Below are 17875 nucleotides of genomic sequence, written 5' to 3' on the forward strand. Positions count from 1 at the left end.
TACAATACATATTGACTGGTGAATTGACAAATAGAGCGCAGGGAGAAAGGATGAAAGTAAAAGCAGCAGTTGCTCGCAGTGCCGGCCAACCTTTGAGCATTGAAACGGTGGATCTGGAGGGGCCGCAGGCTGGAGAGGTGCTGGTGGAAATAAAAGCCACAGGTGTTTGTCACACTGATGCTTACACTCTTTCCGGTGCCGATCCTGAAGGTTTGTTTCCGGCTATTTTAGGCCACGAGGGAGCCGGGATTGTCGCAGAAGTTGGGCCGGGAGTCACGAGTGTCAAAGTGGGCGATCGGGTAATTCCTCTCTACACTCCCGAATGTCGGAACTGCGAATATTGTTTGAGTGGCAAAACGAATCTCTGTCAAGCCATTCGCATCACTCAAGGTCAGGGAGTCATGCCCGACGGCACGAGCAGGTTTTCCATAGACGGGCAGAAACTTTACCATTACATGGGAACTTCTACCTTCGCCAATTATACAGTATTGCCAGAAATTGCAGTAGCAAAAATTCGCGAAGATGCTCCTTTGGATAAAGTTTGTTTAATCGGCTGCGGCGTAACAACTGGCATCGGCGCTGTCATCAATACGGCGAAAGTAGAACCGGGTTCTAATGTGGTAGTTTTCGGTTTAGGCGGCGTGGGTTTGAATGTAATTCAAGCAGCTCGTATGGTGGGAGCTAACATGATTGTCGGCGTAGACTTGAACCCCAACAAGCGAGAGATGGCGGAAAAATTTGGCATGACTCACTTTGTCAATCCCCGCGAAGTGGAAGGTGAGTTAGTGCCTTATTTAGTAGATTTAACCAAAGGCGGAGCTGATTACAGTTTTGAATGTATCGGCAACATTAATGTGATGCGCCAAGCTTTGGAATGCTGCCACAAAGGTTGGGGTGTGAGCGTAATTGTCGGGGTAGCGGGAGCCGGTCAAGAAATTAGTACCCGCCCGTTTCAGCTAGTAACTGGTAGGGTTTGGAAAGGGACGGCTTTTGGCGGGGCGAAAGGCAGAACTGATGTTCCTAAGATTGTTGATTGGTACATGGACGGTAAAATTGATATTGACAGTCTGGTAACTCAGGTAATGCCGATCGAGAAGATCAATGAAGCCTTTGATTTAATGCACAAAGGCGAAGTAATTCGCACAGTGTTGACATTTTGAGTTGTTGAAGGAAGGAGGAAGAGGGAATAAGGAAGACAGGAATTACGGAAAAAGTGGTTTGACACGCTAGTTATAGTGGTAACGTACACGGCTGCACCTTAAATAACTTCTCTCTTCTCTTTTCCTCTGCGTCCTCTGCGCCATCTGCGGTTAATAAAAAAATCTAATTCACAAATGAAAAAAAATTAATATGATATCAGAATCCATAAAGATGCACAAAGAACATAAAATTTTTGATGGCAAACTAGGCTTTTACAGCCATCAATCCTCCGCTTGCAACAGCGAGATGAAATTCGCTGTTTATCAGCCGCCGCAAGCTTTATCTCAACCCGTACCAGTTTTGTATTTTCTATCAGGATTAACCTCCACGGAAGAAAACTTTATGGCAAAAGCGGGGGCGCAACAATTTGCGGCAAAATATGGGTTAATGCTGGTTGCGCCCGACACTAGCCCGCGCAATACGGGCATCTCTGGCGAAGATGACGATTGGGATTTAGGAAGTGGTGCGGGTTTTTATGTTGATGCGACAGCCTCACCTTGGAATTCTCACTATCGGATGTACAGTTATGTGGTTGATGAATTGCCGAATTTAATCGCCGAAAATTTTCCAGCGATACCCGAAAAACAGGGAATTTTCGGTCATTCGATGGGCGGACACGGGGCTTTAATTTGCGCTTTAAAAAATGGCTCTCGCTATCTTTCTGTTTCAGCTTTTGCGCCTATTTCCGCGCCAATGCGCTGCCCTTGGGGGCAAAAAATATTCGGACACTACCTAGGTGGCGACAAAGAGATGTGGAAAGCTTGGGATGCTAGCGAGTTGGTGCTTGAGGCGCAATACAACCGTCCGATTCTGATTGACTGCGGCACTGCTGATTCGTATCTGGCTGACGGGCAGTTGTTGCCGGAAGTGTTCGCCGAGGCTTGTGCAAAAGCGGGACAGCCACTAACTTTAAGGATGCAGGAAGGTTACGATCATAGCTATTATTTTATAGCGAGTTTTATGGAGGAACACATTCGCCATCACGCGGCTGTTTTGTGGGGGTAAGTAATATCAAATCCGGTTACATCTTACATCTTCGCCATTCTCAATAACAGGCTTTCCGGCCTGTTCCACAAAAAGTGAATTTGTTGTGGGGTGGGCATCCTGTCCTCCCATAAAAGGCTTATTTAAAATGGTGCAACATTTCAGTTACAGCCGAATGATACAAACGAGTATTTTTGCACTATCTATGGGGTAAGGTGCGCACTGCGCACCCTACAATCTGAGTGAAGTCGCTTTTACGAGCACAGGTATTTTCGGTTAATTAAGATTAATCGGAAATACCCATTCTTTATAATTGCTGTCGCGATTTTCGATAATCTCCGTCAGTTTGTCCAAAATCTTTTCGGTGATGGGTCGATTTTTGGGCAAGTGATAGTTTTCCACTCGCTTAATAGGGGTAATTTTTGCTGCGGTTCCGCAGAGAAAAATCTCGTCTGCAATCAACAATTCTGATTTATCAACTGGTCTTTCTGTGACTTCAATTCCTAAGTCTCTAGCGATAGTTATAACGCTGTCTCTGGTAATTCCTTCGAGAATATCTTGCTCGAAACCGGGAGTAACTAATTTACCGTTTCTGGCGACAAATATGTTCATCCCTGAAGCTTCGCTGACTTTTCCTTGAGAATTCATCATGATCGCTTCGTCGAAGCCGGATTGTACTGCTTCTGTTTTAGCTAAAGCTGAGGTGATGTAAGCGCCACTAATTTTACCTCTTAAGGGCAAACTGCGGTCTTCTTGGCGGTACCAAGAGCTAATTCTACAGTTGACTCCTTCTTTGGGTAAATAGTCTGAAAGTTCTAATCCGTAGACAAAAAAGTCGGTTTCTACGTTGTGCAGTCGCGGGGCAATTCCTAAACTTGATGTGTAGATAAAAGGGCGGATATAAAATGATTTTGTTGGTTGGTTTTTCTGAACAAAATCAATGATTATTTGTTGGATTTTGCTGGCGGGTAAATCGCAGTGAAGGAAGCTGGCACTTTGACTTAATCTTTGACAGTGGCGGTCTAATCTAAATAGCAATATTCGATCGGCATTTTCGGGGTCTGGGATTCCCCGCAACCCGCCTAAAACTCCGGTTCCATAGTGCAGTGCGTGGGTGGCTATGGAAATTTTGGCGTCGGTAAAGGGGAGAAATTGGTTTTGAAAGTAGGCAATTGGTAGAAAACTATCCATGATTCAAGCTGGCGATGAGTTTTGCAGTCCGCTAGGAAAGCTGAATTTGGTTATATTACCATAAGTTATACCCTTTTATATTTTAGATTTTAAATCTTAGATTTTAAATGACTGATTTGGTATCAGTTTGGAGGTTGTCAAAAGTAACATTTTTTTATTGAATGAGAAGATGATTAGTGTGTTATTGGAGGGTGCGATAAAATAATATAAAATGCGGTGATTTTGGTTGATAATTGTTTTGGATAAAAGTGCGCTCCTCTTCGAGGGCTTCGCTAATGACTAAAAAGAAAAATCAACCCAGGGGCAACTATGGCACGTAAATGTTTCATCATTGAAATGGGGATGGGTATAGACCAGCACGGGCAGGAACCCACTGTAGCCTGTGCAAGGGCTGTACGGAATGCGATCGCCCACAATGCTTTGCTGGGCGTCTGGGAAGTGGCGGGTTTGACTGACCCCAATCAGATGATTGTTGAGGTTAAGGTGGCTGTTCCTTACCCGGAACAAGTGCGGGAACAGGAGGTGTTGGCGGTACTCCCTTTCGGCAGCAAAACTCTGATTGTGGAGCAAGGAGGCATGATTGTGCCAGGAAGGGCGATCGCCTCTCTGAAGGATAAAAATGACGAAATGCTAATCGCTGTGGCGGCTGTGAGTGTTTTTGTGGACACTGAGGACTAATTAACTTGGTGTTGTTTGAATAATTCTGCGGTGAAATTACGATCGCCTGTCTGTAAAAAAAATGATTAATTTAGGCTAAGTATCAGATCGGCAAAGGTAGAGTGCGATCGCATAAAACCCGATCGGACTCTACCTCCTCTACCTCCTATTGGGGCTGGCTGGTATCTGCCAACATTTGGTTAACCATTTGCAGGTGCGCCTGAAGGTTCGGCAACTTCTGGGTGGCCCAAGCCTTCAAGTCGGGATCTTGTCCCTGTTGAGATTGAGCCTGAAACAGAGCAATAGCCTGATTGTGGCTCTCGATCATAGCCTGCTTGTAAGCAGTGTCAAAACTTGTACCGGAGAGTCCCGAAAGTCGATCCATCAAAGCTTTGTTCTGGCTGCTCATCTCGGTTGGCAATTCAACCTGCTTTTGCATTACTAACTGCATCAGCTCTTGATTTGCCTGAGTGTGTTCCTCTACCATTTCTTGGCCGTATTGTTTCACACCAGCACTCGAACCGCGCTGCACTGCCAATCTGCCGAGTTCCACTTCCAGCATACCAAGTTGACCTGCTTGCATGGCAAAAGTTCTGTCTCTGCTGCTGAGAGAATTAGGCGAAGTTTCGCCACTTGTTGGAGTGCTGGGAGAACGGCCGGGAGTGTTGTTGATGGGGCTATTTGGAGAACGGCCGGGAGTGTTGTTGGTGGGGGTATTTGGAGTGTTGGGAGAACCGCCAGGATTGTTGTTGTTGTTTCTATCTGTAGCAGGAGGTCCCGGAGAATTAGGATCGTTTAAGTCGCTATCAGCAAGCTCAAAAACCCGATCGCTCGACTGGTTGAAGCCGTGAGTCTGGCGGTTTAATTCTGCGAATCCCGGCACAGCTATCAAGGAACTAACGCCGGCAATTCCGGCAACTGTTACCAAATTTTTGAACAAACTTTTGCGATTGAGTGAAGTCATGACTTTCTAAGCCTCTAAGTTGTTTTCAAAAGTACGTGAAGCGAAGCTATCCCGTAGGGAATCGCCCGAAACTACCGATGGGAGGGTGTACTGCCTTTCCTAAACAAGTTGATCAAACCAAACGCACCCAGGGCACCCAGCCACCCGAAATTGTTGGGGCTATCGCGCCGATCACTCAAAACTCCTGAATTAGTATCAGCCGAAGTCGATGTGGTACCGGTTGTACCGGTTGTGCCGGTGCCACTCGTACCGGTTGTACCGGTTGTGCCGGTGCCACTCGTACCGGTTGTACCGGTTGTGCCAGTGCCACTCGTACCAGTTGTACCGCTTGTACCCGTACCAGTCGTATCGGTTGTACCCGTACCAGTCGTATCGGTTGTACCCGTACCAGTCGTATCGGTTGTACCGCTTGTACCCGTCGTACCAGTCGTACCGCTTGTACCCGTACCAGTTGTACCGCTTGTACCCGTACCGCTTGTACCGCTTGTACCCGTACCAGTCGTACCGCTTGTACCGCTTGTACCCGTACCAGTCGTATCGCTTGTACCCGTTGTACCCGTCGTACCAGTCGTACCGCTTGTACCCGCACCAGTCGTACCGCTTGTACCGCTTGTACCGGTGCCAGTCGTACCGCTTGTACCGCTTGTACCGATGCCAGTCGTACCGCTTGTATCGGTGCCAGTCGTACCGCTTGTACCGATGCCAGTCGTACCGCTTGTACCGCTTGTACCGCTTGTACCACTTGTACCGGTGCCAGTCGTACCGCTTGTACCGCTTGTACCGGTGCCAGTCGTACCACTTGTACCGCTTGTACCGGTGCCCGTCGTACCGCTTGTACCCGTACCGGTCGTACCGCTTGTGCCCGTCGTACCGCTTGTGCCACTGCCGACGCTACCGCCTGTACCCCCGCCTGCACCTCCAGCACCGCCCGACTGGGCAGAAGCAGGCACTGCGAAGGAAACCGTTGCTAAACCTAAAGTACAAGCGCTTGCTAAAACAGTTTTCAACAATTTAGAAGATTTCATGGTAATGCTTGCTTTTACGTAGAGTCTTGCGATCGCTTGTGATGCCAAAAATGCAGGGTCAAATTGACAGCGTAACGTGCAAATTTTCTAACCTTCGCTGCGGAATAATGAAGGTAAGGGAGCAAATTTAGTCCCGTTTCCTTGATGATTTTTCCCTGATTAATTACACCGCCGCGTTAACAGTTTATAAGCTATTACGTATGCTTCAAGTTCGCCATTCATCTTTAGGAATATTTGACAAAATGGCTTTTTATTTCAGGTGGTGGATGAAATTTGATTGAGCGACAGACTAGCTTAATCAAATTTTGTGTGCGGGGTAGAGAAACCAGGTTGATATGAAAAATTTTGGGTGGAGTAACGAGACATATACGAATTAACTGGCTTTCTCAGACAAGGACCCGCTTCTTCCTATGAATTTTCCCCGGATGCAGGTGCTTTGAGGCAGAAATTGTTGATTTTCTCACCGTCAATTTTGGTTTAGCACTCCGCCAGATGAGTTAGTTTAATTTTTTTTGAGCGCTATTTTTTATTAACTTGCGGCTGACAATTTGGGCACTGGCAGAATACCCCTCAAACTTTCTTTCCCAGGAAACTAAATTATCTCAAAACGCGCCAGCGACCGCTCCAAGTCGCAAAAGCGCCTGCTACCCCGCAACAGCAAGGCTTGTGACTGGGATTGGAGTTGTCTCGAACACGAAGGCGAACTGAGGGCTATGCGAGTTGTGGTCGCGCGACATGAAATTAACCAGCGGCTACACTCGGCAGAATTGCTTGTAAGTGCGATCGGGCAAACTCTGATATAGTAAAGCCACAGGTATGCCAGAGAGCGCTTGTTCTCTAACAAATTTTCCAACGAGAGATCAACTATGCTGCATCGAATTCTTGCCAGAAGTCGCTATCTAATGTTAATCGCTGTATTCGGTTCTTTTACAACGTCTGTGACGCTTTTGATCTACGGTGCCCTGGAAACCGTCATTACCATCGGCCACACAGTTACAGTACCGGTTTCCAGCGAAAACTCCAAACAACTGATTCTGTCTGGCATCGAAGTTGTAGATTTGTTTCTCCTCGCCACAGTGTTTTACATTACTGCACTCGGACTTTACGAGCTGTTTATAGACGAGCGCATCAAAGTACCACACTGGCTGGAAATTCACACCATCGACGACCTGAAAACCAAACTCACCAGCGTGATTGTAGTCGTGTTGAGTGTATTGTTTCTCTCAGAGGTAGTTAGGTGGAACGGCGGAACCAACATCCTTCCCCTGGGAGCGGGTATCGCTTTAATAATCGCTGCGCTGACTTATTTTCTAAGTTCGCAAGTTAAAAAGCCGAAATCAGATTAATCGCTGTTTGAGCAAGGAAATTACCCAAATCCTGCCCAACCAGCAACGCCAATCTCATTGCCTTCTCGGAGCAGAATAAATTTAATATTACATCTGTCCTCAGAATGAGAAAACTGCGGTATAAAACTTGCTTTTAGAGAGAGGAAAGTAGTGGCTTCTAGTATATAACATTTAATTTGTGTTTAATAATTAGAGGTCATTATGCCAGAACAACAATTTGATACCTTACCTTCAGAAGCACAAGGACTGCCCCAAGGAGCGAAACAAATTTTTCAGGCGGCTTTTAAGAGCGCTAGTGAAGATGGAATGAGCGCCGATGGTGCTACTAGCGTTGCTTGGAACAGCGTAAAATCTGAATACGTTCAAGGCGAAGGTGGCACGTGGCATCACAAGGGCGACGATACTAACCAAACCCGCAAATCTGTACAGTCTGGTGGCAATTAGTTATCAGCCATCAGTAAAATTGTGTCCGCTAACATAACCCCTATCCGTTGTTTAGTGAGGGCTTCATTCCTCAAATTTTGATGAGAACGAAGAATCCTCACTACCAACCAATTGCAGTGACGTTATTCTAGCGGGCCTGATATCGTCAGTCATTAGCAATGTACTCATCACTTGCGGTTAATGCTTTACGTTGATACCTGTTGGAATCGCGGTGGTACAGAAGTTAATGCAGCCTGTTAATCGGTTGCCCCATATCCCATTGCAATTCGGCTAAAACGAGCAAGCTAAATACCATTACGGTTCCCGTAAATAGGAAAGACCAACCGCCCGTGTAAGGCAAAATCAAAATCCCCAACAGGTGAAATAAACTTGCTGCTAAAATCGCGCGCGATCGCACGGCAAATCCAGTCCCCAAATACCCTATTCCGCTCATTCCCAACCACAGGGGACAGAGATTCGCCAACACTTTTCCCCAACGCAGAAAAATGGCTAAATCGGTCAGCAGCAATCCTAATAACATTAGTATTACCCAACCGTAAAGCACCCAAGCCAGGCGTTCTATTTTGACCCAAGAATATGTCATGCTTACCATTGCTGCTGTACCTACGAGGCTGAGCGCTGACCACAAACCTGCTTGCAGCATCCAACTCACAGAAAAAAATTGTGCTGTGCCGAAGATGGGTATTAACAGCAAGCTCCAAAGCAAGCAAGTTCGATCGAGACAAGTATAAAATTGTGAATAAAATCGATCTTTGCCAAGGGGAAACTGAACCTGCCAAAGCCCTTCTAAATCTTGAACCTCGATGTTAAGCTGTTTCCGGCGCAGAGGCGGAACTGAATAATTAAAAAAGGTCATATCTGACAATATTAAAATTTACCATCATTTGTTTAGGTACTATCTCACCAGCAATCGCTATATAATTGCAATCTGTCAATCGGATTAATATAGTTAATTTGATAATCTGTCCGCAGTAATAGTTATTCGCTCGCACCCGATAAAACAGGAAGAGAGAGATTGCACAAGTTGATAAAATAGCTCTTGCGACAGATGGCTGGGATATTAGTTATTCGATACTTTAAAAATAGTCAACTTTGTTACAGAATTTATGCTCACTTCATCCCATCCTCTGAAACAGGTATTCCACTGCCCGGAAGAATCGGATTTTTACGCGCACTGCTTGGAAAGTTTAGTGTTAAATGCTAGTGACAATTCTCGACTTATCGTAGAGTTTGGTTCAGGAGAGGGAAGTCCAGTTATTAAGTCTTTGCTGAGAAGTGATTTTGATGGGACAATACAGGGATTTGAGCTAAATAATGTAGCTTGGAAAATTGCTCAGTCTCAAATTAAGGAATATCAACTGATCGAAAAATACACTGTCAACAATGGCTCTTTTTTTGATTCGCCTTTATACGAATCGGCGGATTGTGTCATCTCAAATCCGCCTTACTTGCCGGCGGTGGATGATAAGATTTACCAGCCGCTGTTGCACGGCGGGAGTGATGGTTCGACAATTGCTAAGAAACTTTTATCTTTGGGCTGCGATGAAGTTTTGCTGATGGTTTCTAGCTATTCTAATCCTGTGGGTTTGATCGATTATGCCTTGGATCGAGGCTACTCGGTTGCGAATTTTGAAATTGCACCTTTAACTTTTGGCTATTATAGTTCGGAACCCAAAGTGAAAAGCGCGATCGCCACTCTGCGAAAACAGGGAATGGCTTTTTATTCGGAAAACATCTATCTGCTGGCTGGAGTTTTGTTTAAGAAGCACCAAAAGTCACAAAGAGATTTGTCGATCGAGCTAATTCAGTTAATGACAGCATTTTAAAATACAGCGCTGGTAGAGTGCCCCTGAGATGTTGCACTATTGTCAGCAACAGGCTTTCCGGCCTGTTCCACAAGAAATACACTCTTTGTGGAACAGGCCGGAAAGCCTGTTGCTCAAAGGCTTATTGAGAACGGTCCTATATCGTAGGGTGCATCAGTCTCTGACGCACCCTACGATATAGCTGTTAATTGTGCTCTGTGGCTTGGATCGATCGCACCACAGCAGCCGCAGCCCGATCGCCGATCGACTTCTCCTGATCGTACCCCAACACCAGCTCCCAAGCCTCGTGCGGGTATCTATCCACCAGCGGGATCGCCACTTCATCCAACATCCAGCGGCCGTGACGCTCATCTTCTTTGATGTGCAGTTCCCAATAACCCATCGCAGCTTGCGAGAGGCCCAAACGCTGGGCGGCGGCTAGATAATTGCGGTAAGCAACGGGCCCCGCCACCTCAAAATAAGTGAGTCCGCCGTTGTAGCGCAGAAAATGGCGCTTGCGTTCCGTCAGCAGGAAGTTGTGATTAATGCTTGCGAGCACTTGCCAAGGCACTAAATCGAAGTACGCTTCTGGTTCTGTACTCATCCCAAATTCAGCCAGCATTTGGGCAAAAAAGGTCGAATGCTTGCGGGGAAGGCGACCGCCGCCGTATTCTTCCATCAGCACCCGCGTCAGGGTGCACTGAATTTCGTTGCCGGCACCGCCGAGGATGCGAGAAAGGCGGCTGGCTTCCACTAAACCGTCGAAAGACGCGATCGCCAACAGGTGTTTGTATCCCTCTTCAGTCATCTGTTCCCGCTGGTAGCGATCGAGCTCAGTTAGCGGAGGATCGACATCGGCGGCCGCGCGATCGCGCAGGGCTTGCTTGACATCCGGCAATTTTTGCAGCGCTGCAACGTCGATTTGCGCCAGTTCCCACTGCTGCCAAGGTTCCTCAATGCGATCGCGCACAGAACGCAAATAGTGCGATCGTTCGTTGTTGTAGCGGCGCAAATCGTCGTACCAAAACAAGTTGAGGCGGTTGACGCGGTAAAGTACGCGCTGCAAAAAGCGGTGAGCGGCCTCATCGCCCGGTTCCTGTTGGTAAGCTGCTTGAATTGCGTAGGCGATCGCGCTTTCAAAATCGCTGACAAGTAACGGTTTTGTCGCCACCGTCTTGTCTAAATCCTCGACTTCTAGCAAATTGACAAATTGTCGATCGGCTGCTTCGTAATTTGGGGGTGCGGGTTGCTTTTTGGGAAGACTCGGCGAGTCGGAAGAAGGAAGTATCTCTAGGGTGTTTTGCATGGAATAAAGTTATGCTAACTCTAATTATTGTGCTGCCTGCCCAAACAGCCAACCGTTGCAGATTGCTGAGGATAATGGCTACTTTTCTTGAAGATAGCTAATCTGTCAGCACTATACACCTTTCTATTGATAGAGATTTGACAGAAATCAATTTGGTCACAACTGCCCCGATTCATTCCGAAAGCAGGGTGACTGAGGGAGACTCGATCAAGCTGTGTAAAGTAATTGGGGCTAATATCTGGGCATCTTTTGTAGCAGGCACTGCTTCCCGCCACGCTTTGATACCGCCTGAAAGGACAACAACATTCAGGCTAATATCCTTAATCTTATTAGTCTCATTTCCTCCCGATTCTTGGGAATACCGAGCGACTTTTTCCAACTGTTTGTATGCTTTAACCGATCGCCCTCCTCTGGCACAATAAAGTACAATTACTGGCTGAGGTTGATCGGATTTAACCCTAGCTTTTACAATGGATTGAATCTGCTTGACACCGAACCCCATCTCAATATCAATTATGGGAACAAGGGGACTTTCACCGATGCGGTCTTCCGCGTATTCTTCGGGCGATCGCACATCTATCAAAATCACTGGTTTCAACTTACCCTGCTGCAATTCGGCAACAGTTACTTGTTTCGTATTTAAACTGGCGATAAAAGTTAGGATATCCATGTGGTGAAATAAGGCAACTGCACCCACAGAAGCAACACTCGTCAAGCCAAAACCCATAATTACCAGCAAAATCCGAGAATAGCGATTAATACCTGGTTTTGCATTTTTATCTAGCATTTTTCATCATCCTTGAAAATGGAAAGAATATTTGTCCGACATATCCAACAGGTATAGAATCAGAAATTCCATATTTATGAGGCATTTTTTTCGCTGGCATATACATAGTGCCAAATAGCAAATCTAACAGTGGCAACTGAACAGCAAAGTTTTTGTTGTAGATTTCGGGAATTTTACTGTGATGCCAGTGATGAAATTGTGGGGTTGCTACAAACCATTTTAGGATGCCAAATTTTAATTGAATATTAGAATGAATTAAGAAAGCGATGGCGGCTGAATAAAGAGCATAAACTACCAAACTCTCCTTAGTAAATCCCAACCAGTAAAGAGGCATAATTTTGCAAATCTGAGTAAAAACTTGCTCGCAGGGATGCACCCGCACTGTTGCTAACCAATCCATGTGTTCAATGCTGTGATGGACTGCATGAAATTGCCAAAGCCAGGGTACTTCATGCAGTAGTCTGTGAACAATATAATATGCCATATCTGAAACGATAACTGCTTCTGCCAACTGCAACCAGACAGGTTGAGAGGCTACTTTGCTTTGCAATTCCTGGTTGAGTAGATTAGTCATCAGCGACAAAATTACAGTCACAACAATAGCCCCGGATCTGCCAATAAAGTGACCTGTAAAAAAATAAGTGGCATCGGTTGCCCATCCGAGACGGAATATCTTTTGCTTGTGCAAGGATAAGACTCTTTCGAGGGGAATGAAGATGGAAGCTAAGATGATGAACCCTTTGACAATTTCTGGCATAATTTTGGTTCCAATTTACTTATTCACTTCTACTGTCCCATCACCGCAAGCTAATTTTCCGTTAATATTTATTGGTGCAGCAGGTGGAGTTGGACTATCAGATTTTGCGATACATAATATAGTTATTATCGTACTTGTATCGGCAGCTTTCTTACCATTGGCAAGAGGAGCGGGTACTAAAAAAACAGCTCCGACAACGCTCTTTGTATCCTTTTGTACCGTGCGGGCTACGCCGTAACTAAATGCAGCTTTTTTACCAGCAATTACTGAATAATTGTAGTTGGTTGTTTGAGACTTAAGGCCAAGATCGAGGGCATCAAGGGAAGTTGCAAAAACACTTTTTTCTGCAAAATAAGCTTGTTGAGCGCGGAGCATTGAGCTAACATATTGTTTAGCTTCTGACTGCTTCGCTTTATTGCCACAAGAGAGCAGATTCGGTAACGCGAGCGCACCAACTATTATGCTACCCAAAGGAAAATAAATAAAAGTGATTCTCAGTAAAGTTCCTACCCATGATTTACGTTTTTTGTCAGGGAGAATATTTTTTTCTGAAGATTCCGCTTTTTTATCGAGGGCATCGAGTTGAGGATTTTTATTAAGCTGCATGATTGTTCTTCAAATGTGTTAGCCGATTAGTTGTCCAGCGAGTAATGATTGGAGGAGAGGCGCGACAATATTCAGGTTTCAGGTAAATGCCTAATTGAGGTTAAACTGAATATATCACTGAGTGCGGCGGGGTATGCAAACCTCGCATATTGTGCCTTGCTTCTACTCTATCTCTATTAAATCACCAGGCTATTTGAGAACTCGACTGACTTTTCATCGACTTCTCATCGACTTTAGACATCACTGGCATTTAATAGGGCGTGTGACTATAATCGAAGAAATAATTAGAGGAACGGTAAGTTATGGCAGTGCAGTTGCTCAAAAGACTTTTCACCGTAGAAGAATACCATCTGATGGGTAAAGCTGGTATTCTTTCAGAGGGCGATCGCGTAGAATTGATAGAAGGAGAACTTGTTCAAATGGCCGCAATTGGAACTCGTCACGCAGGTTGTGTTAACCGCATTACCCGACTCTTTTGCCGGCTTCCAGAAGAAAGGGCGATTGTGACTGTACAAAACCCCATTCAAGTCAGCCAGCGAACCGAACCGCAACCCGATCTAGTATTGCTGCAACCTCGCGCCGATTACTATTCAACTGCCCATCCCCTACCATCGGAAGTTTTACTATTAATAGAAGTAGCTGACACTTCAATAGATTATGACAGAGACGTGAAACTTCCTATTTACGCTCGATCGCAAATTCAGGAAGTATGGATTGTCAATTTACAGGAAAACTGCTTGGAAGTTTACCGCCAGCCAACGGTTAACGGTTACAGTTTAATGCTGAGGTTTTGGCGGGGCGACGAAGTTTCGCCGCTGGCTTTTCCCGAATTTGTAGTTAGTGTGGATTTGGCGATCGGGTAAATATGGATTATTTGCAGTCAAGGCGATCGCGAAAATACTCCTCATACAAATTGCATCTCGCACTGCAATAATTGCCCTCCTGTTTCACCAACCCCATACTGTTTAATTTAAACGCCACTTCTAGCCTTAATCGGACTGGCTTTGACACACTCGAAACCTCTCTCATCGCCTCGATTAATTCTGGATATTTTTCTAAATTCCACAAATGTCGGCGCAAATGGTCGCTGTAAATTCCTGCCTCGGTTGCCGCCGATTTCAGCAATTGATTTAAAGTCACATCTTGACGGGCAATGCGATACATAGCCAGCCGCACTAAGTAGGGATGTCCTCCCACTAGCGCCATCATTTCTGCCACTTCTGTAGCACTCCAATTGATTCCGTGTCGGGCTGCTAAGTCTTGCACTTGCTGCGAATTAAACTCTGGCAAATCAATGGGCAACCCCACATTAAACGGCGATTTATTCACATCCAGCGGGATGTAAACTTCGGTCGAATGCACCACAATCAAACGCAATTTTTTCCAAATGTCTCGCCGTTTTGCTTCTTCGTGTAAAGCTCGCAATAAGCCAAAAAAGTCGTCGGCAATTTCCGGTGATTCAAACAGGCGATCGCTCTCATCCAAGCCTAACGTTAGAGGTTTTGAGGATTCTGACAGCAAATACTGTTCAAAATAAGCCTTGCAGCACTGATTGCTGCCAATCAAATCGGCTAATTCCCAACACTTGGGCAACTGCTCCAGCATTCCTAACTCTTGACCGATGCTCGCACAAAACCACTGCAAAAATGTGTCTGAATTAGCCAATATTTTCCTATTGGCTAGCTGAAAACTCAGCGCTACCGTGCGAGAACCTTGCTGTTCTGCATGATGCAGAATCCTCGCCATCAAGGAAGTTTTGCCCATTTGTCTGGGTGCTTTGATGCGGATTAGCGCTCCCGGTTGGGCGATCGTCTCGTAACAGCGGGATTCGATCGGAGGGCGATCGATATAAAAACGAGAAGCTATTTCAACTTGTCCTCCCGGCAATTCTGGCTGCGCTGCTGGCAGGGGTTGAATTATTGACTGTTTTGTGCTAGTAATTACTTTCCATTCTACAGCCAATTCATGGTCGGCAGTTAACGATGTGCGACCTTCTTTGATAATGGTTAAAATTTGTGATAATAACTTAAATGAGTCGCCAACACCGCGCCACAGCCAGGGCTGAATTCCTGCTAAATAGCTCAGTAAATCAAAAGAAAGCGGTATATTTAATTCAAGTAAAATCGGTAAGATTGCGGGTTTATGAGCAGTTGAATTGTGCAATTCTTTGGCTAGCTGCACTTGTTCCAATATCATTTCGCTAGCGGCCGATTCTTGGGAAATCAGCAACAGCAAATAATCGCAACGCTTTAAATATGAGGCTGAGTCGCTGCTGTTGTTAATAAAAAAGACTTCGTGGCCTCCCGCACTCAAAGCTTGGTGTAACTGCTGAGAAAGGGTAGTGTTTGAGGTCGATCGGGCGTTGGCGTTAGCGAAGCGATCCGAAGGAAAGCCCTCGAATACGATCGCCACTTTTGCCCTCACCAGCACTACCTCCTCTGGCTCTGAATTCGCCTCAAAATCGGCTATATCGCGCCATTCCTGCCCCAATCCTCGACAAATTTCGATGAAATTGGCATAATCCACAGGTTTGCCATTCAGAAAATGGCTGACAGTAGATTGGGCCATCCCTAAATCCTCAGCCAGAATTTTCTGACTGGGAAAGCCATTTCTCAGGAGACAGGATTTAACTGCGCGAATGCACTCTTCGCGCACCCTTAGCGATCGTGGCATTGCTTATCACAATCAAAACACTGAAACCATCATAAATGGCAACCGCCCCTCAAGTCGATGAAAAGTCGATGAAAAGTCGATGATTTTTCAAATAACTCAGTCGCCAACTCAAATAGCCACCTGATTAGATTAGAAATAACAAGGTTGAATCCCATCAAAACGAGGTAAAAGCATTGTGTATTCTATCCTAATTTGGTCGCTGGCGTCAGCCACTAATCAACCAGCTTTTGCCTTCACCCCGCCGCTATTCTGGCTCCTGCTTGGAGTTGTGCTTAGTGCGTTCGAGCTATTAATCATCAAAACTCAGCCCCAAAAATACAGATTTTACCTGCTAATGATGGGAGCTTCGGCTTTAATTGAATCATTTATTTTGTGGAGAGGTTCGGTAGCATTTCAGTTTAGTTGGGCCAACATAATGTATGAAGATTTTGACTGGCAAATCTTCTACTGGATGGGGATAGCCCTCGCGCTGAGTATCTGGATTCGACCGATTTTCATTGTTCGCAAAAAGTTTGTCATTCCCGAAGCAACGGAAGCGACAACAATCTCCGAAATTTTCCCCGGAGAAACCGGAATGGTGATTTATGAAGGGGCTTCGTGGAAAGCCCGCAATGAAGATTCCCAAGGGGCGATCGCACCCCGACAAAAAGTTTACGTTTTGCGCCGCGAAGGAAACACGCTGATTGTTGTACCTGACAGATTAATTCACCTCAACGGCTAAATCTGAGTTAGCTCTTTTATGACTCGGCGATTGAAATCGCTTCTTGCCAAACAAATTCCGCCTTCGCGGACTAAGAAATTAGTATCAACTGTCAACTGTCAACTATTTACCAGGAGATTCACTATGTATCAGTATTTTTTGATGGTGTTGTTTGCAATTACCGGAGTATCCTTAGCCAGCAGCGTCAAAATCGTCCGTCAAGGAGATGAGGCTTTAGTTGAAATTTTCGGAAAGTACGATCGCAAGAAACTCGAACCTGGTTTGACTTTTTTGATTCCCTTTGTGGAAACAGTCGCCTATAAACAAACTCTGCGCGAGCAAATTTTAAACCTGCCACCCCAACAGTGCACGACGCGCGATCGCGTTGCCGTCACCGTTGAATTTATTGTGTACTGGCGAATAATTGACTTAGAAAAAGCGTCTTACAAGGTGCAGAATCTCAAGGAAGCGATGTTAAATATGCTGATTCTTTCAATTCGGACTCACATTGCGACATTAGCTCTGGAGGAACTTTACACGGCTCGCAATGAAATCAATAATGCTTTAGTCGAGGAGTTGGATACAACGACAGATCCTTGGGGTGTGAAGTTTACCAGAGTGGAATTGCGCGATTTTGCGATCGGCAGTAAAGTGATTCAGCCCACATCCATGGACCGGAAAGAAGTACAAAAGCTGCGAGCTTAGAGATTAGTATTTCCTCCTTTTCCTCGTTACCATAAAGAGCCTGGTAACGAGGAGAACGCTCTAGTTTTCCGACTTGAATTCGCTTTTTATATACCATTTAATGAAACAACATCATGACTAAATATCAAGAATCAAGTATTAGCAATTCAGCTTATAACGGTTGCGGATGCTTATTGCTGTTAATGGGCATTGGAGTAATTGGTGCGATCGCTCTGCCATCATTTCTTAATACTAGCCATCGCTGCAGGATTCCCGAAGCAAAACTGTATGTTAGCTCGATGAACAAAGGTCAGCAAGCCTATTTGGCAGAAAACAATGCTTTTTCCAGTTCTGTTGATGCTTTAGGACTTGGCATTAAAACAGAGACAACACATTTCAAGTATTCAATTCGTGCCACTAAGAAAGCAGCATTGAATTATGGAGTAGCAAAGGAAAAAAAATTAAAAAGTTATGTCGGGGGTGTTTTTCTGGTTCCTGCTAAAAAGTTTGAGCCAAATGCTGCTAAAGAGGAAAGAACTACAACGTCCATATTGTGCGAAGCTGATTTTCCCGGGACAATTAAACCAGCGGAACCCACCTATGAAAATGGTAAAATTGCTTGTGGTCAAGGCACGACACAAGTGACCAGATAATCTAACTATACGCAATATAAAGACAGTCGATTACCAATATCAAATCGGCATTCACTTTAGATTTACCGGACTAAAGTTTTTACAACAAACAGA

At 45.3% G+C, this 17875-nt stretch carries 19 protein-coding genes; 10 read left to right on the plus strand and 9 right to left on the minus strand.

Annotation, left to right across the window (positions count from 1 at the left end; all coding sequences use genetic code 11):
• Positions 1 to 50: 50 nt before the first annotated feature.
• Both QUA45_RS00780 and fghA read left to right on the plus strand, forming a co-directional pair.
• Positions 51 to 1160, plus strand: a complete 1110-nt coding sequence (locus QUA45_RS00780; RefSeq protein WP_333094658.1) for an S-(hydroxymethyl)glutathione dehydrogenase/class III alcohol dehydrogenase — start codon at positions 51 to 53, stop codon at positions 1158 to 1160.
• Positions 1161 to 1350: 190 nt separating this feature from the next.
• Positions 1351 to 2205: an S-formylglutathione hydrolase gene (gene fghA / locus QUA45_RS00785; protein WP_333146356.1), complete on the plus strand. Its 855-nt coding sequence runs from the start codon at positions 1351 to 1353 to the stop codon at positions 2203 to 2205.
• Positions 2206 to 2460: 255 nt separating this feature from the next.
• On the opposite strand, the gene QUA45_RS00790 is transcribed toward fghA, so the two are convergent.
• Positions 2461 to 3375 (minus strand): branched-chain amino acid transaminase, encoded by a 915-nt coding sequence (locus QUA45_RS00790; RefSeq protein ID WP_333094660.1) that lies wholly within the window; start codon positions 3373 to 3375, stop codon positions 2461 to 2463.
• A 309-nt stretch (positions 3376 to 3684) separates the two neighbouring features.
• Here QUA45_RS00790 and QUA45_RS00795 point away from each other — a divergent pair, with 309 nt between their 5' ends.
• A complete protein-coding gene (locus QUA45_RS00795) occupies positions 3685 to 4053 on the plus strand; it encodes a Lin0512 family protein (protein ID WP_333094661.1) in 369 nt (122 codons plus the stop codon).
• Between the two features lie 145 nt (positions 4054 to 4198).
• Here the strand turns inward: QUA45_RS00795 and QUA45_RS00800 are convergent, their stop codons facing one another.
• Positions 4199 to 4996 carry a DUF4142 domain-containing protein gene (locus QUA45_RS00800; RefSeq protein ID WP_333094662.1) on the minus strand — a complete coding sequence of 266 codons (798 nt, stop codon included), beginning with the start codon at positions 4994 to 4996 and terminating at the stop codon, positions 4199 to 4201.
• Between the two features lie 71 nt (positions 4997 to 5067).
• On the minus strand, positions 5068 to 6021 hold the full coding sequence (locus QUA45_RS00805; protein WP_333146354.1) for a hypothetical protein: 954 nt from the start codon (positions 6019 to 6021) through the stop codon (positions 5068 to 5070).
• 866 nt (positions 6022 to 6887) lie between these two features.
• Between QUA45_RS00805 and QUA45_RS00810 the strand changes: the two genes are divergently transcribed.
• Complete coding sequence (locus QUA45_RS00810; protein ID WP_333094664.1) at positions 6888 to 7367, plus strand: YqhA family protein; 480 nt, start codon at positions 6888 to 6890, stop codon at positions 7365 to 7367.
• Between the two features lie 201 nt (positions 7368 to 7568).
• Complete coding sequence (locus QUA45_RS00815) at positions 7569 to 7811, plus strand: ChaB family protein (protein WP_333094665.1); 243 nt, start codon at positions 7569 to 7571, stop codon at positions 7809 to 7811.
• Between the two features lie 223 nt (positions 7812 to 8034).
• On the opposite strand, the gene QUA45_RS00820 is transcribed toward QUA45_RS00815, so the two are convergent.
• Complete coding sequence (locus QUA45_RS00820) at positions 8035 to 8667, minus strand: hypothetical protein (protein WP_333094666.1); 633 nt, start codon at positions 8665 to 8667, stop codon at positions 8035 to 8037.
• Between the two features lie 250 nt (positions 8668 to 8917).
• Between QUA45_RS00820 and QUA45_RS00825 the strand changes: the two genes are divergently transcribed.
• Positions 8918 to 9637: an SAM-dependent methyltransferase gene (locus QUA45_RS00825; protein ID WP_333094667.1), complete on the plus strand. Its 720-nt coding sequence runs from the start codon at positions 8918 to 8920 to the stop codon at positions 9635 to 9637.
• 184 nt (positions 9638 to 9821) lie between these two features.
• Here the strand turns inward: QUA45_RS00825 and QUA45_RS00830 are convergent, their stop codons facing one another.
• The 4 genes from QUA45_RS00830 to QUA45_RS00845 all read right to left on the minus strand — a co-directional run bounded on the left by QUA45_RS00830 (position 9822) and on the right by QUA45_RS00845 (position 13072).
• Entirely contained in the window at positions 9822 to 10922 is a 1101-nt protein-coding gene (locus tag QUA45_RS00830; protein WP_333094668.1) for an iron-containing redox enzyme family protein, read from the minus strand.
• Between the two features lie 172 nt (positions 10923 to 11094).
• Positions 11095 to 11709 carry a rhodanese-like domain-containing protein gene (locus tag QUA45_RS00835; RefSeq protein ID WP_333218930.1) on the minus strand — a complete coding sequence of 205 codons (615 nt, stop codon included), beginning with the start codon at positions 11707 to 11709 and terminating at the stop codon, positions 11095 to 11097.
• Complete coding sequence (locus tag QUA45_RS00840; RefSeq protein WP_333218932.1) at positions 11699 to 12466, minus strand: sterol desaturase family protein; 768 nt, start codon at positions 12464 to 12466, stop codon at positions 11699 to 11701. Before QUA45_RS00840 ends, QUA45_RS00835 begins: the two co-directional genes overlap by 11 nt.
• Before the next feature lie 15 nt (positions 12467 to 12481).
• On the minus strand, positions 12482 to 13072 hold the full coding sequence (locus QUA45_RS00845; protein WP_333218934.1) for a type IV pilin-like G/H family protein: 591 nt from the start codon (positions 13070 to 13072) through the stop codon (positions 12482 to 12484).
• 302 nt (positions 13073 to 13374) lie between these two features.
• Here QUA45_RS00845 and QUA45_RS00850 point away from each other — a divergent pair, with 302 nt between their 5' ends.
• Positions 13375 to 13935 (plus strand): Uma2 family endonuclease, encoded by a 561-nt coding sequence (locus QUA45_RS00850; protein WP_333218936.1) that lies wholly within the window; start codon positions 13375 to 13377, stop codon positions 13933 to 13935.
• Between the two features lie 7 nt (positions 13936 to 13942).
• Here the strand turns inward: QUA45_RS00850 and QUA45_RS00855 are convergent, their stop codons facing one another.
• Complete coding sequence (locus QUA45_RS00855) at positions 13943 to 15745, minus strand: AAA-like domain-containing protein (RefSeq protein WP_333218938.1); 1803 nt, start codon at positions 15743 to 15745, stop codon at positions 13943 to 13945.
• Between the two features lie 175 nt (positions 15746 to 15920).
• Here QUA45_RS00855 and QUA45_RS00860 point away from each other — a divergent pair, with 175 nt between their 5' ends.
• The 3 genes from QUA45_RS00860 to QUA45_RS00870 all read left to right on the plus strand — a co-directional run bounded on the left by QUA45_RS00860 (position 15921) and on the right by QUA45_RS00870 (position 17782).
• Complete coding sequence (locus tag QUA45_RS00860) at positions 15921 to 16466, plus strand: NfeD family protein (protein WP_333094674.1); 546 nt, start codon at positions 15921 to 15923, stop codon at positions 16464 to 16466.
• A gap of 123 nt (positions 16467 to 16589) precedes the next feature.
• Positions 16590 to 17150 carry an SPFH domain-containing protein gene (locus tag QUA45_RS00865; protein WP_333218940.1) on the plus strand — a complete coding sequence of 187 codons (561 nt, stop codon included), beginning with the start codon at positions 16590 to 16592 and terminating at the stop codon, positions 17148 to 17150.
• Between the two features lie 113 nt (positions 17151 to 17263).
• Positions 17264 to 17782: a type IV pilin-like G/H family protein gene (locus QUA45_RS00870; RefSeq protein ID WP_333218941.1), complete on the plus strand. Its 519-nt coding sequence runs from the start codon at positions 17264 to 17266 to the stop codon at positions 17780 to 17782.
• Positions 17783 to 17875: the final 93 nt, after the last annotated feature.

It is taken from the genome of Microcoleus sp. Pol12A5, from assembly GCF_036701435.1.
Taxonomy (GTDB): domain Bacteria; phylum Cyanobacteriota; class Cyanobacteriia; order Cyanobacteriales; family Microcoleaceae; genus Microcoleus.

What these genes read in the sequence shown, in the direction of transcription:
- QUA45_RS00780 (WP_333094658.1), top strand. Translation starts at nt 51, where the DNA reads ATGAAAGTAAAAGCAGCAGTTGCTCGCAGTGCCGGCCAACCTTTGAGC.
- fghA (WP_333146356.1), top strand. Translation starts at nt 1,351, where the DNA reads ATGATATCAGAATCCATAAAGATGCACAAAGAACATAAAATTTTTGAT.
- QUA45_RS00790 (WP_333094660.1), bottom strand. Translation starts at nt 3,375, where the DNA reads ATGGATAGTTTTCTACCAATTGCCTACTTTCAAAACCAATTTCTCCCC.
- QUA45_RS00795 (WP_333094661.1), top strand. Translation starts at nt 3,685, where the DNA reads ATGGCACGTAAATGTTTCATCATTGAAATGGGGATGGGTATAGACCAG.
- QUA45_RS00800 (WP_333094662.1), bottom strand. Translation starts at nt 4,996, where the DNA reads ATGACTTCACTCAATCGCAAAAGTTTGTTCAAAAATTTGGTAACAGTT.
- QUA45_RS00805 (WP_333146354.1), bottom strand. Translation starts at nt 6,021, where the DNA reads ATGAAATCTTCTAAATTGTTGAAAACTGTTTTAGCAAGCGCTTGTACT.
- QUA45_RS00810 (WP_333094664.1), top strand. Translation starts at nt 6,888, where the DNA reads ATGCTGCATCGAATTCTTGCCAGAAGTCGCTATCTAATGTTAATCGCT.
- QUA45_RS00815 (WP_333094665.1), top strand. Translation starts at nt 7,569, where the DNA reads ATGCCAGAACAACAATTTGATACCTTACCTTCAGAAGCACAAGGACTG.
- QUA45_RS00820 (WP_333094666.1), bottom strand. Translation starts at nt 8,667, where the DNA reads ATGACCTTTTTTAATTATTCAGTTCCGCCTCTGCGCCGGAAACAGCTT.
- QUA45_RS00825 (WP_333094667.1), top strand. Translation starts at nt 8,918, where the DNA reads ATGCTCACTTCATCCCATCCTCTGAAACAGGTATTCCACTGCCCGGAA.
- QUA45_RS00830 (WP_333094668.1), bottom strand. Translation starts at nt 10,922, where the DNA reads ATGCAAAACACCCTAGAGATACTTCCTTCTTCCGACTCGCCGAGTCTT.
- QUA45_RS00835 (WP_333218930.1), bottom strand. Translation starts at nt 11,709, where the DNA reads ATGCTAGATAAAAATGCAAAACCAGGTATTAATCGCTATTCTCGGATT.
- QUA45_RS00840 (WP_333218932.1), bottom strand. Translation starts at nt 12,466, where the DNA reads ATGCCAGAAATTGTCAAAGGGTTCATCATCTTAGCTTCCATCTTCATT.
- QUA45_RS00845 (WP_333218934.1), bottom strand. Translation starts at nt 13,072, where the DNA reads ATGCAGCTTAATAAAAATCCTCAACTCGATGCCCTCGATAAAAAAGCG.
- QUA45_RS00850 (WP_333218936.1), top strand. Translation starts at nt 13,375, where the DNA reads ATGGCAGTGCAGTTGCTCAAAAGACTTTTCACCGTAGAAGAATACCAT.
- QUA45_RS00855 (WP_333218938.1), bottom strand. Translation starts at nt 15,745, where the DNA reads ATGCCACGATCGCTAAGGGTGCGCGAAGAGTGCATTCGCGCAGTTAAA.
- QUA45_RS00865 (WP_333218940.1), top strand. Translation starts at nt 16,590, where the DNA reads ATGTATCAGTATTTTTTGATGGTGTTGTTTGCAATTACCGGAGTATCC.
- QUA45_RS00870 (WP_333218941.1), top strand. Translation starts at nt 17,264, where the DNA reads ATGACTAAATATCAAGAATCAAGTATTAGCAATTCAGCTTATAACGGT.